Source organism: Formosa bonchosmolovskayae, assembly GCF_051016085.1.
Taxonomy (GTDB): Bacteria; Bacteroidota; Bacteroidia; order Flavobacteriales; family Flavobacteriaceae; genus Formosa.
The window spans coordinates 3,813,471-3,827,628 of the sequence record NZ_CP174605.1; the positions used below are offsets into that span (position 1 = coordinate 3,813,471).

The 14,158-nt window shown below is 35.9% G+C and carries 9 protein-coding genes; 5 read left to right on the top strand and 4 right to left on the bottom strand.

The annotated features are described in order from the left end of the window. The first annotated feature begins 42 nt into the window (after positions 1–42). Positions 43–1,233: an acetyl-CoA C-acyltransferase gene (locus tag ACKC83_RS16365; RefSeq protein ID WP_434036366.1), complete on the top strand. Its 1,191-nt coding sequence runs from the start codon at positions 43–45 to the stop codon at positions 1,231–1,233. Between the two features lie 312 nt (positions 1,234–1,545). Beyond that, positions 1,546–3,354: an acyl-CoA dehydrogenase family protein gene (locus tag ACKC83_RS16370; RefSeq protein WP_434036367.1), complete on the top strand. Its 1,809-nt coding sequence runs from the start codon at positions 1,546–1,548 to the stop codon at positions 3,352–3,354. Between the two features lie 100 nt (positions 3,355–3,454). Here the strand turns inward: ACKC83_RS16370 and ACKC83_RS16375 are convergent, their stop codons facing one another. Then, positions 3,455–5,281 (bottom strand): glycoside hydrolase family 15 protein, encoded by a 1,827-nt coding sequence (locus tag ACKC83_RS16375; RefSeq protein WP_434036368.1) that lies wholly within the window; start codon positions 5,279–5,281, stop codon positions 3,455–3,457. A gap of 81 nt (positions 5,282–5,362) precedes the next feature. Between ACKC83_RS16375 and ACKC83_RS16380 the strand changes: the two genes are divergently transcribed. From ACKC83_RS16380 to ACKC83_RS16390, 3 genes are all read left to right on the top strand, one after another. Next, positions 5,363–7,567, top strand: coding sequence for a bifunctional alpha,alpha-trehalose-phosphate synthase (UDP-forming)/trehalose-phosphatase (locus ACKC83_RS16380; RefSeq protein WP_434036369.1), 2,205 nt, complete (start codon positions 5,363–5,365; stop codon positions 7,565–7,567). 70 nt (positions 7,568–7,637) lie between these two features. Beyond that, positions 7,638–8,936: a M28 family peptidase gene (locus tag ACKC83_RS16385; protein ID WP_414034958.1), complete on the top strand. Its 1,299-nt coding sequence runs from the start codon at positions 7,638–7,640 to the stop codon at positions 8,934–8,936. Between the two features lie 12 nt (positions 8,937–8,948). Next, positions 8,949–10,586 (top strand): M1 family metallopeptidase, encoded by a 1,638-nt coding sequence (locus ACKC83_RS16390; protein ID WP_434036370.1) that lies wholly within the window; start codon positions 8,949–8,951, stop codon positions 10,584–10,586. Between the two features lie 72 nt (positions 10,587–10,658). On the opposite strand, the gene ACKC83_RS16395 is transcribed toward ACKC83_RS16390, so the two are convergent. The 3 genes from ACKC83_RS16395 to ACKC83_RS16405 form a co-directional block, all read right to left on the bottom strand. Next, a complete protein-coding gene (locus ACKC83_RS16395) occupies positions 10,659–12,125 on the bottom strand; it encodes a sigma 54-interacting transcriptional regulator (RefSeq protein ID WP_414034960.1) in 1,467 nt (488 codons plus the stop codon). An 83-nt stretch (positions 12,126–12,208) separates the two neighbouring features. Next, entirely contained in the window at positions 12,209–13,333 is a 1,125-nt protein-coding gene (locus tag ACKC83_RS16400; RefSeq protein ID WP_414034961.1) for a vWA domain-containing protein, read from the bottom strand. Positions 13,334–13,464: 131 nt separating this feature from the next. Further along, positions 13,465–14,142: a Crp/Fnr family transcriptional regulator gene (locus ACKC83_RS16405; RefSeq protein WP_414034962.1), complete on the bottom strand. Its 678-nt coding sequence runs from the start codon at positions 14,140–14,142 to the stop codon at positions 13,465–13,467. Positions 14,143–14,158 lie beyond the last annotated feature (16 nt).

Here is a 14,158-nt window from a genome sequence, read left to right on the forward strand (position 1 = left end):
TACCCCTAATAGGCATTCCCCCTCGGGGGCTAGGGGTCTAATATGAAACAAGCATATATAGTAAAAGCATATAGAACAGCAGTTGGAAAAGCACACAAAGGTGTATTCCGATTTAAAAGAACAGATGAGTTGGCCGCAGAAACCATCAAACATATGATGAACGAATTGCCAACATTAGATCCAAAACGTATAGACGATGTTATGGTTGGTAATGCCATGCCAGAAGGTTCTCAAGGACTTAATATGGCTCGTTTAATCTCACTTATGGGATTAGATATTGTAGACGTACCTGGAGTGACGGTGAATCGTTTTTGCTCCTCTGGAATCGAAACTATTGGAATGGCGACAGCCAAAATTCGCGCTGGTATGGCAGATTGTATTATTGCGGGTGGTGCAGAAAGTATGAGTGCCGTTCCGATGACTGGCTTTAAACCAGAACTAAATTACGACATTGTAAAATCTGGACATGAAGATTATTATTGGGGCATGGGAAACACAGCCGAAGCAGTAGCCACGCAATTTAAAGTCTCTCGAGAAGATCAAGATGAGTTTGCTTACAATTCGCACATGAAGGCCTTAAAAGCACAAGCAGAGAATCGTTTTCAAGATCAAATTGTGCCAATTACTATCGACGAAACTTATATCGATGCTAACGGAAAAAAGGCAACGAAATCATATTCTGTAACCAAAGATGAAGGTCCAAGAGCTGGAACAACTATAGAAGCATTATCTAAACTTAAAGCAGTATTTGCCACTGGTGGTAGTGTAACCGCTGGAAATTCATCCCAAACCAGTGATGGTGCCGCATTTGTTATGGTAATGAGTGAAGATATGGTAAAGGAATTGGGTCTAGAACCTATAGCGCGCTTGGTAAATTATGCGGCTGCCGGTGTAGAGCCTAGAATTATGGGAATTGGTCCTGTAAAAGCCATTCCGAAAGCACTTAAACAGGCTGGCTTAAAACAAGACGACTTGAGCTTAATAGAGCTAAATGAAGCATTTGCTTCGCAATCTATTGCTGTAATTCGCGAATTAGATTTAAACTCAGATATCGTGAACGTCAACGGAGGAGCCATTGCTTTAGGTCACCCGCTAGGATGTACAGGAGCAAAACTTTCTGTGCAGTTATTTGACGAAATGCGTAAGCAAAACATGCAAGGAAAATACGGAGCGGTTACTATGTGCGTTGGTACAGGACAAGGTGCGTGTGGAATTTTTGAGTTCCTTAATTAATCCCTTCAATTCTGAATGTAATGGGCAACATCGGAATGTAAAAATTGAAGATAAAAACACCTAGCTTTTGCTTTTGGATTTAAATAAGAAACTATTACGTAGACTTTCCGTAATATAAAACATGTACTATTTAACCATACGGATGGTAACATGAGTTTTTTCTTCAATTTGAATTGGAGGCTAACGTAAAATAAATTTGAACTAGATCGTTTCAAGCCCAGAAGAAGAACAAGTATCGATAAAGGAATGGAGTTATAACTCAGATTAAAAATGCCATCCTTGAGACAATAAAATAAACAAACAACTATAAACATGGAAACTAAACAAAAAGATATAATTAGAGGAGGGCAATTTCTTATTAAAGAAACCCTTAGTGAAGATATATTTACTCCTGAGGATTTTTCTGAGGAGCAAAAAATGATGAAAGAAGCGGTCATCGAATTCAACGACCGTGAAATAATTCCGCATAAAGCAAGATTCGAAGCGAAAGATTATGCCCTTACGGAAGAAGTTATGCGTAAAGCGGCAGAACTTGGTTTTCTTGGAGTTTCAGTTCCTGAAGAATATGGCGGGCTCGGAATGGGCTTTGTATCGACCATGTTAACTTGCGATTACATCTCTAGCGGAACAGGCTCTTTTAGTACCGCTTTTGGTGCTCATACAGGAATTGGGACGATGCCAATTACGCTTTATGGGACAGAAGAACAAAAGCAAAAATACGTTCCAAAATTAGCAACAGGAGAATGGTTTGGAGCTTATGCGTTAACAGAACCGGGTGCTGGTAGTGATGCCAATTCGGGAAAAACAACGGCTAAGATTTCAGATGATGGCAAATCGTATGTGATTAACGGACAGAAAATGTGGATATCGAATGCCGGATTTTGTAGCCTGATGATCGTATTTGCACGTATTGAAGACGATAAAAACATTACGGGATTCATCGTAGAATACGACAAGGATAGTCCGAACGGTATAACCTTAGGAGAAGAAGAACACAAGTTAGGAATTCGTGCTTCTTCTACAAGACAAGTATTTTTTAACGACACAGTAGTCCCTGCAGAAAATATGCTAGCAGGTCGTGGCGAAGGTTTCAAAATTGCCATGAACGCTTTAAATATCGGTCGTATTAAACTTGCTGCGGCGTGTTTAGATTCGCAACGTCGTATTGTTTCAACGGCTGTTCAATACGCTAATGAGCGTAAACAATTTAAAACCCCAATTTCGGATTTTGGAGCGATAAAGGTAAAACTTGCTGAAATGGCAACCAATGCTTATGTAGGCGAATCTGCATCGTACAGAGCTGCAAAAAATATTGAAGACCGTATTGCTATGCGTCAAGCCGCAGGAAACACACATCAAGAAGCAGAATTAAAAGGTGTTGAAGAGTATGCTATAGAATGTTCAATCTTAAAAGTTGCCGTATCGGAAGATGTACAACATTGTGCAGATGAAGGTATTCAGATTTTTGGAGGAATGGGTTTTTCAGAAGACACGCCTATGGAATCGGCTTGGAGAGATGCACGTATCGCTAGAATTTACGAAGGTACTAACGAAATTAACCGTATGCTTTGCGTAGGAATGTTAGTTAAGAAAGCCATGAAAGGCCATGTCGACTTATTAGGTCCAGCCATGAAAGTTCAAGAAGACCTTATGGGCATTCCGTCTTTTGATACTCCAGATTTTTCTGAATTACTTTCGGAAGAGAAATCGATGATAGCCAAACTTAAAAAAGCATTTTTAATGGTGGCAGGAGCTGCCGTTCAAAAATTTGGTCCTGCTTTAGAAGAGCATCAACAATTACTAATGGCTGCTTCGGATATTTTAATTGAGATTTACATGGCAGAATCGGCTATTTTAAGGACTGAAAAGAATGCTAAACGTTTTGGAGAAGATTCTCAGAAAGAGCAAATCGCCATGTCTAAATTATATTTATACCAGGCTGTTGATATTGTAGAGAAAAAAGGAAAGGAAAGTATTATTTCTTTTGCTGAAGGTGATGAACAGCGCATGATGCTTATGGGACTTAAACGCTTTACAAAATATGTAAACTACCCAGATATTGTAGATTTGAGAAACGAAATCGCAGAAAAGGTAAAATCAGAAAACAAATATTGTTTCTAAAAATAATGCATGACTAATTCAAATTTATTTTAACTAAAAAGGCCAATTCTTTATCAGAATTGGCCTTTTATTTTTATATTATTATTTTCAGATTCGACTTTTATAGCGTATCACTTTCGTCGACATTGTCTCTCATACATTCCATAACTTTTTCCTCTTCTGTTACGTTCGATAAGTTAATAGCCGTTTCAATTAATGCCAAGTGAGAATATGCTTGCGGGAAGTTCCCCAACAATCTCTTTGTCTCAAAATCGATATCTTCACTAAATAAACCTAAGTGATTACTATACGATAATAACTGATCGAAAAGCGCTTTTGCCTTCTGCTCCTCTCCTATCTTGTATAAACTATTTATAAACCAGAAAGTACAAATGGTAAACGATGACGATGGCAATCCAAAATCATCTTTGTTTTTATAACGATACAACAATCCATCGTTACTTAAATCACGCTCAATACCTTTTACCGTACTCACATACTTCGGATCTTTAGCATCTATAAAGCCGTAAGGCTCCATCAATAACACAGAAGCATCTAAATCGTCTGAACCGTAAGATTGCGTAAATGCTTGCACCTTTTCGTTCCAAGCATTCGTCATGATATCTGCTTTAATTTCTTGCTCTAAAGGAATCCATTTTTTAAGCTTTCTCGTTTTGCCTAATATTTCGGCAACCTTAATCGCTTTATCTATAGCAACCCAGCATAATACTTTAGAAAACGTAAAATGACGTTCTTCTGTTCTAAATTCCCAAATGCCCTTATCTGCTTCCTTCCAGTGTTTATTTACGACCCAAACAATACCTTTTGTAATGGTCCAGATTTCTTCGCCGTTTTCAATGTCTGTTTTAAAATTGACTAATTGCTGGTGAATAACATCCATTAAAATACCATAGATATCGTTCTGTCTTTGCTCGTAAGCGGCATTTCCCACACGTACAGGTTTGGACCCTTTATAACCGCTTAAATGATCTAAGGTTTCTTCGGTTAATTTTTTCTCTTTGTTAATACCATACATAATCTGAAGTTTTTCATCTTTATCCGGTATTAAATCGATAATAAAATTCAAATAACGTTTTGCAATATTTTTATGTCCTAAATGCGACACCACTTTTACTACCATTGAGGCATCTCGAATCCAACAAAAACGATAATCCCAATTACGCACTTCGCCTATAGTCTCTGGTAAAGATGTTGTAGCCGCGGCTAATACAGCACCCGACTTATCGTAGGTTAATAATTTTAATGTTATTGCACTTCGATTAATCTCATTGGTATATCGCTCGTAAGCAGGCGTTTTATCCATCCAGTTTAACCAATACACTTTAGTACGTTCAAACTCGATATACGCTTTTTGAACATCAGGCTTAAATATTTTCTCGTTATAACCAATTAAGAAGTAGGCATCCTCAGTTAGTTCTATTTCTTTAGCATTTACAACAGCATCTTTATCTAAATCGGTGTATAAAAACAGCGTATCGAATTTCTCCTTATCGGTTAAACTTACAATAAAGTCATCTTTTATGTAGGTGTTTGTTTCACCAAGGGCATATTCCAATTTAGGAGCATAATCTACAGTGAATTTTGGGCGTCCTGATTTATATTTTAAAAATCGGATAATTTCTGGTGGCGATTGATAACCTCCAAAAGTTTTATGATACCTGGGCATAAAGTCCAAAATATCGAAAGCATCGACTCCATTGCTAAATGAAGTGACCAAAATAGCTGTATTGTTAAGATATTTTTGTGTAATAGTGTAGCTGTCGTCTACGGAAAATCCGAATTGCCCTCCAATTTTTTCGTCTAAAAGCTTGGCAAAAACAGAACTTGAATCAAATTCTGGTAAACAACACCAATCTATAGATCCTGTTTTTGAAATGAGAGCAGCACTTCGGCAATTTCCTATAATTCCATAATCTAAATTATTCATTAAATTTTATATTTTATATGGTTAGCAACCTATTTTTCTTTAAATTAACGAAAAACTTATTGCTAATCAAAATTCAACCCCATGAATAAGACTATTATAGTCTCAAACAGACTCCCTTTACAAGTAAAATTAGAAGATTCGAAGCTGGAAATTAAACCAAGTATTGGTGGTTTAGCGACAGGAATGAAATCTGTACATGCCGAAGGCAATGGCATTTGGATAGGTTGGTCAGGATTAACTGAAGAAGAACTTACTCCGAAATTACAAAAAGAAATAAAAAAAGAGGTCTCTAAAGAAAAATGTGTCACAGTACCTCTAACTACCGAAGATGTCGATAATTTTTACCTCGGCTTTAGTAATAAAACCCTTTGGCCTCTGTTCCATTATTTTATGGAATATACGTCCTTCGAACACGAAGAGTGGGAATCTTACAAAGCCGTAAATCAAAAATTTGCCGATGTTGTTCTCGAAAATGTAAATGATGGTGATACCGTTTGGGTACACGATTATCAGCTCTTGTTACTACCAAAATTAATTCGAGACAAAAAACCGAATATTTCTATAGGTTTCTTTTTGCATATTCCATTTCCATCTTTCGAAATTTTTAGAACCTTCCCTTGGCGTGAAGAGTTATTAGAAGGTATGCTTGGTGCCGATTTACTCGGGTTCCATACGTACGATTACGAACGTCATTTCTTAAGTTCTATAAAACGTATCTTAAGGCTAGATGTTAATTTTAATAATATCGATTATCACGATCGCACCATTAAAGTAGATTCGTTCCCAATGGGAATCGACTACAACAAATTCTATAATGCCGCTTTAGTAAACAATACGCAGCAGAAAAAGGAACGTTCGGAGCTACAGCGCCGATTAGATGAACACATAAAATCAGATTCAGACGCTAAAATTATACTGTCTATAGACAGATTGGATTACACTAAAGGAATTCCTAAACGATTAAGAGCTTTCGAATATTTTTTAACTAAATATCCTGAATATAAGGAAAAGGTTAGACTAATTTTATTAGCTGTGCCTTCGCGTTCTAACGTACCTCAATATCAGAAACTAAAGCGTGAAACCGATGAATTAGTTGGACGAATTAACGGAAAATTCTCTACTGTAAGTTGGACTCCAGTGTGGTATTTTTACCGCTCTATGCCGTTTGAAAATTTAATCGATTTATACACCACTTCAGATATCGCTTTAATTACGCCTATCCGAGACGGAATGAATTTAGTCGCTAAAGAATATATAGCCACACGTACCAATCAGGATGGAGTGCTAATATTGAGTGAAATGACGGGAGCTTCAAAAGAGATGAATGAAGCATTACTAATAAATCCTAATAATTTCGACCAGATAGCAGATACTATTAAGCAGGCCATAGAAATGCCTATTGAAGAACAGCAAAATAGAATTAAAATTCTTCAAAACCGATTAGAACGTTACAGTGTAGAAAAATGGGCTGAAGAATTTTTAAAAGCTTTAGACTTAACTAAAGATCAAGATGAAGTTTATATTTCTAAACGCTTAACTCCTTCATTAAAAAAAGACATAGCAGAAGCCTACGGTGAAGCGAATAAGAAACTATTATTATTAGATTTCGATGGCACCTTAGTTGGTTTTAAAGACAACCCAAAAGATTGCAGACCAGACGAAGCATTATTTAAGTTATTAGATAAAATAAATGCCAATGAAGGCGTAAAACTTGTAATAATTAGTGGAAGAGATCGTGAAACTTTTGAAGATTGGTTCGCTGGAAAAGATTACACTTTAATTACCGATCACGGAGTTTGGCTTAAAGAAAAGGATCAAGACTGGACCATGTTGGAGCATCTAAAAAACGATTGGATGGAAAATATTCTTCCTGTTTTAGAAACATTTGTAGACAGAACGCCAGGAACATTTATTGAAAAGAAAAAATATTCTTTAGCTTGGCACTATAGAAAAACAGATCCGGAATTAGCGCAAGTAAGATCTACAGAACTTAACACTGTATTAAACAGTTTAATTGAGAACCACGGTCTTACCGTTTTAAAAGGAAATAAAGTTACCGAAATAAAAAGTAGTAATGTAAATAAAGGTAGAGCAGCCGCACGTTTATTAACTCAAGATAATTTCGATTTTATGTTCGCTATCGGAGACGATTGGACAGACGAATATATGTTTGAAGAACTACCTGATTCGGCTTATACCGTAAAAGTGGGATTTAAGAAAACAAGTGCGAAATACCATATCAAAAACACAGAAGAAGTTCGCGAATTATTAAAGAGTTTTGCTTAATATTAAATTTTATAACAGAACTACTATGACCTGTCGATTATATTTATGCCTATTACTGTGTTGTAGTAGTATGATGTTAGCATCTGCACAAAACCATCAATTAATTTACAATATTATTGATTCCGTTTCTGCAGACCGTATTAAAGCAGACGTTAAAACGCTTACCGAATTTGGTACACGTAACACGTTTAGTGATACCATATCCAATACAAAAGGGATAGGAGCTGCAAGGCGTTGGATTAAGAATGAATTCGATTCGATTTCCAACACTTGCAACTCTTGTCTTAATGTATTTTATCAGAAAGATTTTGTAACCAAAAAAGGAAATGCCAGAGTCCCGCATGATACTTGGGTGGTAAATGTTGTGGCCATTCAAAAAGGGACAACTTACCCAAACCGTTATATTATAATGACGGGAGATATAGATTCTCGAGCCAGTAATACAATGGATTTTAAAACCGATGCCCCAGGTGCAAATGATAATGCTTCGGGCATGTCTGGAACCATAGAAGCCGCCCGCGTTTTATCGAACTATAAATTTGAAAATAGTATCGTGTATTTAGGTTTATCGGGAGAGGAACAAGGCTTATTTGGTGGTGCTGGATTTGCAGCTTATGCTAAGGCTAATAATTGGGATATTATTGGCGTATTTAATAACGATATGATTGGTAACATTGAAGGTGTAGATGGCGTGATAGATAATAGGTCTTTCCGCATATTCTCCGAACCCGTTCCACAAACAGAAACAGAACAGGAACGTAAATCACGTCGTTTTTATGGAGGTGAAGTCGATGGTATATCTCGCCAGTTAGCACGTTATATACATAAGACCACAAAAACGTATATGCCAGAAATGAATCCGATGATGATTTATAGATTAGATCGTTTTGGAAGAGGTGGCCATCACCGTCCGTTTAACGACTTAGGCTATGCCGGAGTTCGGATTATGGAGGCTCACGAAAATTACACCCAACAACATCAAGATATTCGCACAGAAAATGGTATCGCATATGGCGACACTTTTGAGCACGTGAATTTTGATTACGCAAAAAAATTAACTGCAGTAAATGCTATTAATTTAGCCGCTTTAGCTTCGGCCGCTCCTGCCCCATCAACGGTAGCGATTGGTGGTATTGTTCAAGCTTCAGCTCGATTAAAATGGAATGCAGTTAAAGGCGCTGTGGGTTATAAAATTTATTGGAGAGATACCACGTCCCCAACTTGGGATTATAGCCGAACCGTAGGCAATGTTACAGCTTTTACTTTAGAAGGTATTGTTATTGATAATTTTTATTTTGGTGTATCTTCAATCAATAAAAACGGATTTGAAAGTCCGGTCGTTTTTCCCAATAGTATTATAAAAAATTAAATTATTTAAATTTTGAAAAAAATCAACTTAGTATTTCTTACTTTTTTATGTTTAACCACTTCGGCGTATAGCCAAATGTTGTCTAACAAAACCGTTTTCACACATCAAGACACACTCCGTGGAAGCATAACTCCCGAACGTGCTTGGTGGGATTTAACGTATTATCATTTAAACATTGAAGTATTACCTGAAACTAAATTTATTTCAGGTAAAAACACAATTCAGTACACCGTTTTGGAACCTGCAAATGTGTTACAAATCGATTTACAGGTGCCATTAAAAATTACAAAAGTAACTCAAGATGGTAAAGATTTAAACGTAATACATGAGGGAAATGCTCATTTTATAACCCTAACAAAACCACAAGCAAAAGGCGCTTCTAATAGTATAGACGTGTACTACGAAGGTCACCCGAAAGAAGCTGTTAGAGCTCCATGGGATGGTGGTTTCTCTTGGAAAAAAGATGATAATGGTAAACATTTTATTGCCACATCTAATCAAGGTTTAGGAGCTAGCGTATGGTGGCCTTGTAAAGATCACATGTACGACGAGGTAGATAGTATGGATATTAGCGTTACTACCCCAAAAGGCTATATGGATGTTTCTAACGGAAAATTAACAGACACAAAAACCTTAGACGATGGGAGAAAGGTTTTTACCTGGTCGGTTAAAAATCCAATTAATAATTATGGTGTGAATGTTAATATTGCTGACTATGTTCATTTTTCTGAAGTGTATCCTGGTGAAAAAGGACCATTAGACATGGATTACTATGTATTAAGAGATAATCTTGAAAAAGCTAAAAAACAATTTAAAGATGCGCCAAGAATGATGAAGGCGTTCGAACATTGGTTTGGACCTTATCCATTTTACGAAGATGGGTTTAAATTGGTTGAAGTACCTTATCCAGGCATGGAACATCAAAGTTCTGTAACTTATGGAAATAAGTTTGAAAATGGTTATAACGGACGAGATGTATCTGGCTCTGGTTGGGGATTAAAATTCGACTTTATAATTATTCACGAATCTGGTCACGAATGGTTTGCTAATAATATTACATATAAGGACATTGCAGATATGTGGATTCATGAAAGCTTTACAGCCTATTCTGAAAATCTGTTTGTAGATTATCATTACGGTAAAGAAGCTTCTGCAGCATACGTAATTGGCACACGTGCTTCCATTAAAAATACAAAACCTATTATTGGAACTTACAATGTAAATAGCGAAGGTTCTGGAGATATGTATACTAAAGGAGCAAACATGCTACATACATTGAGACAATTGGTTGGCGACGATGAGAAATGGAGACAAATTTTACGAGGCCTTAATAAAACGTTTTATCACCAAACGGTAACCACTAAACAAATTGAAGATTACTTAAGTCAAGAATCTGGTATCGATTTAACGGCATTCTTCAATCAGTATTTAAGAGATATTCGTATTCCAACTTTAGAATATAAGTTTAAAGATGGTTCCTTAAATTACCGTTGGACTGATATTGTTAATGGTTTCGATATGCCTATTCAAGTCACCATAGATGATAAACCGCAATGGATTACGCCTACAGAGGCTTGGAAAACGATACCTGTTAAAAATAAAGCCTTAGACGTAGATAAAGACTTTTATGTTAATTCTAAAATGCTATAATTTGAATTAACTTATTTCGAAGCATAAAAAAAACGCCATCTTTAAAAGATGGCGTTTTTAGATTTAATAAATCTAAAGTCCTTTAATAAAACTTCCATAAGGATCTTTAAACTGAATACCTTCTGTATATCTAAATTTGCTTAATTTATTATACTGAACTAAGCCCCAAAGCACAAATTCCATAATAAAATAGCGTTCACTTTCTGCTAAATTAGGCTGATATTTAGTCAGTAATGCGTGTAAAGGCTCAATAGCATCTAAAGTATCTTTATAGTCTTTTTCTGTCAAGTCGTCTAACAATTCAAAACCATCTGCACTATTAAAGAACCAAGATACTAGATCGTCGTAAGGCAATTCGTCTTCTTGCTTTTCTAATTTTTCAATTTTTGGAAAATATTTTGGAAACAAGGTTTGTACCGCATCGCCTATTAAATTAAAAGCGACTACCGAAGCACCTTCTTGTTCTCCCTCGTAAACCAATTCTACTTTTCCGGTAATTGCAGGAATAATACCCACAAAATCACTTAAACGGATGGTTGTTTTATCGTCGCCTGCAATAAGCGCTCTACGTTCGGCCGTGCTCACTAAATTTTCTAAAGCTGTAATTCCTAAACGTGCACTTACTCCACTTTTTGCATCTATAAACTCGTTATCTCGTGCTTCAAAAACAATTTGTTCTAGAATGTCTTTCGCTAATTCAGGAATAGTAACCATCCCAGTTTGGTTTGCGTTTAATTTAGCTTCTTGTTGCGTAATTTTTTTAGCCGTTTCTAAATCTACTGGATAATGCGTAATTATCTGTGAGCCAATTCTATCTTTTAAAGGAGTCACAATACTACCTCGATTGGTATAATCTTCTGGATTGGCCGTAAATACAAATTGTAAATCTAAAGGTAATCGCAATTTAAATCCGCGAATTTGGATATCGCCTTCCTGAAGAATATTAAATAAAGCCACCTGAATTCTGGCCTGCAAATCTGGTATTTCGTTAATTACAAAAATACAGCGATTGGCTCTAGGTATCATACCATAATGTATAACACGATCGTCGGCATAACTGAGTTTTAAATGTGCGGCTTTAATAGGATCTACATCTCCAATTAAATCGGCTACCGTAACATCTGGTGTCGCTAATTTTTCTGCAAAGCGCTCACTTCTTGGCATCCAGGTTATAGGTGTATCATCTCCTTTCTCTTCAATTAATTCTGTAGCATATCTTGAAATTGGCTGTAACGGATCGTCATTAATCTCCGAACCTTCTACCACAGGAATATAATCGTCTAATAAATTTACCATTAATCGTGCTAAACGCGTTTTTGCTTGTCCGCGTAATCCTAATAAATTAATATTATGCCGTGATAAGATGGCGCGTTCTAATTCTGGAACAACGGTATTTTCGTAACCATGAACGCCTTCAAAAACAACTTCGTCATTCTTTAATTTTGTAATTAAATTATCGCGCAATTCATCTTTAATCGATTTACTCTTATATCCTGAGGCCTTTAAGGCTCCTAATGTTTTTATATGTTCAATTTTCATTCTTATAGATTTTAGTATTAGCCCAGTAGTCTTGGGTTTACTCTAAAGTTTAAAATTTGGTATGGTAGTATTTAGACTCTTTTTTATCCTTTAATTCGTTTTTTACGATTGGTTTCATAATCTTCAAAAATCATTTCGCCCAGACCTTTTAGTCCTGTATAAAATGCTTTTCCTTGATTCGCTTTTGTAAACTCTTGAACAAACTGCGTTAAATATGGATCTTTTGCAATCATAAACGTGGTAATAGGAATATGCAGTCGCCTAGCCTGTTGGGCCGAATCGTAACATTTATTCACAATAAAATCGTCTAAGCCCATACTGTTTTTATAGTATTGTCCGTCGGGCATTCTTAAACAACTCGGTTTACCGTCTGTAATCATAAAAATTTGCTTGTTTGTATGACGCTTTCTGCGCAATACATCCATAGCCAATTGCAATCCTGCCACCGTATTGGTATGGTACGGACCAACTGTTAAATAAGGTAAATCTTTAATTTTAATAAGCCAAGCATCATTCCCAAAAACCAAAATATCTAAGGTATCTTTTGGGTAGCGCGTAGTAATTAATTCGGCCAATGCCATCGCAACTTTTTTAGCAGGCGTAATCCGATCTTCGCCATAGAGAATCATACTATGACTAATATCTATCATAAGCACCGTACTCATTTGCGATTTATGAAGCGTTTCTTCGACAACCAAATCCTCTTCGGTTAAATTAAAACTTCCGATACCGTGATTAATTTGTGCATTTTTTAAACTTTCGGTAATAGAGACTTTATCTAAAGCATCTCCAAATTGGTACCCTCTAAATTCTCCCGTATGCTCATCGCCTGTTCCTAGAGATTTACTTTTATGGTTACCAGAGCCATTGCGTTTGAGTTTACCAAAGATATGGTTCAAGGCTTGTTGCCTAATGGCGCGCTCTGTTTTTGCAGTAATAGTTGTACCACCATTCCCTTTACCATCACTATCGTCTTTTATATAACCTCTTTTTTTAAGATCTTCTATAAAATCATCAATGGTATATTCGGCAGTGGTAAGTTTATATTCTTTATCTAAGTCTCGCAACCAACTAATAGCTTCGTCGAAATCGCCAGAAGTATGCGTAATGAGTTCTTTAAATATTTCAAAAAGTGTATCGAATGGCGATTGATTTTTCGCTTCGTAAACCTGAAATACAAACCCTTTTTTGTGAATTGTTTTTTTCATAGCATTATAAAAATACTAATTTACTCACATAAAACGATTGGCTTTCACATAATATTATAACTAAAAAAAGTTGAATTACTTTTTAAGGCAACTCAACTTTATATTTTATTAAAATGAAGGTAAAACTATGTTTATTCCATCATTTCCAATTCCGCTCGATTTATAATACGTATTTTCTTTCCTGAAGTTTTTACTAACTCTTCCTTTTTAAACTGAGATAATGTTCTAATTACAGACTCTGTTGCTGTTCCCACTATACTTGCAAAATCGTCGCGAGATAATGTTACTTTAAGATAACCACTTTCATCGACACCAAAATTATCGCTTAAATACAGAATGATATCTGCCAATCGTTTTCTAACCGATTTTTGTGCCATATTAATAATAGCAGTTTCTGCATCTTTTAAATCCTCTGCCATACGCCTTAACATACTTAAAGAAAAGTCGTTATTCTTCATTAAATCTTGCACGATTTCTTGTTTCGGAATATAACACACTTCCATATCATTTAATGCTGTAGCCGTTAAGTTTGCCACTTCATTTATAATTACCGAACGCTGTCCTAAAAGTTCCCCTTTAACAACCAACCTTACAACCTGCTCTTTTCCTTTTTCTGTTAATTTGGTTAATTTACATACACCCGAGCTAATACAATAAACGCCATTAAGCATCTCGTCCTCTTTAAAAATAATTTCGCCTTTTTTAATATGCTTCGTTATTTTTGCACAAGATATAGCTTTTATTTCTTCACCCTTCAGCATTTTTAAAGCGCTTAACTTCCTCACCATGCATTGTTCGCAATCTCCCATGTAATCATTATTATAT

Excerpts from the sequence above, each read along its gene's own strand:
- ACKC83_RS16365 (WP_434036366.1), top strand. The coding sequence starts at position 43 with ATGAAACAAGCATATATAGTAAAAGCATATAGAACAGCAGTTGGAAAA.
- ACKC83_RS16370 (WP_434036367.1), top strand. The coding sequence starts at position 1,546 with ATGGAAACTAAACAAAAAGATATAATTAGAGGAGGGCAATTTCTTATT.
- ACKC83_RS16375 (WP_434036368.1), bottom strand. The coding sequence starts at position 5,281 with ATGAATAATTTAGATTATGGAATTATAGGAAATTGCCGAAGTGCTGCT.
- ACKC83_RS16380 (WP_434036369.1), top strand. The coding sequence starts at position 5,363 with ATGAATAAGACTATTATAGTCTCAAACAGACTCCCTTTACAAGTAAAA.
- ACKC83_RS16385 (WP_414034958.1), top strand. The coding sequence starts at position 7,638 with ATGATGTTAGCATCTGCACAAAACCATCAATTAATTTACAATATTATT.
- ACKC83_RS16395 (WP_414034960.1), bottom strand. The coding sequence starts at position 12,125 with ATGAAAATTGAACATATAAAAACATTAGGAGCCTTAAAGGCCTCAGGA.
- ACKC83_RS16400 (WP_414034961.1), bottom strand. The coding sequence starts at position 13,333 with ATGAAAAAAACAATTCACAAAAAAGGGTTTGTATTTCAGGTTTACGAA.
- ACKC83_RS16405 (WP_414034962.1), bottom strand. The coding sequence starts at position 14,142 with ATGGGAGATTGCGAACAATGCATGGTGAGGAAGTTAAGCGCTTTAAAA.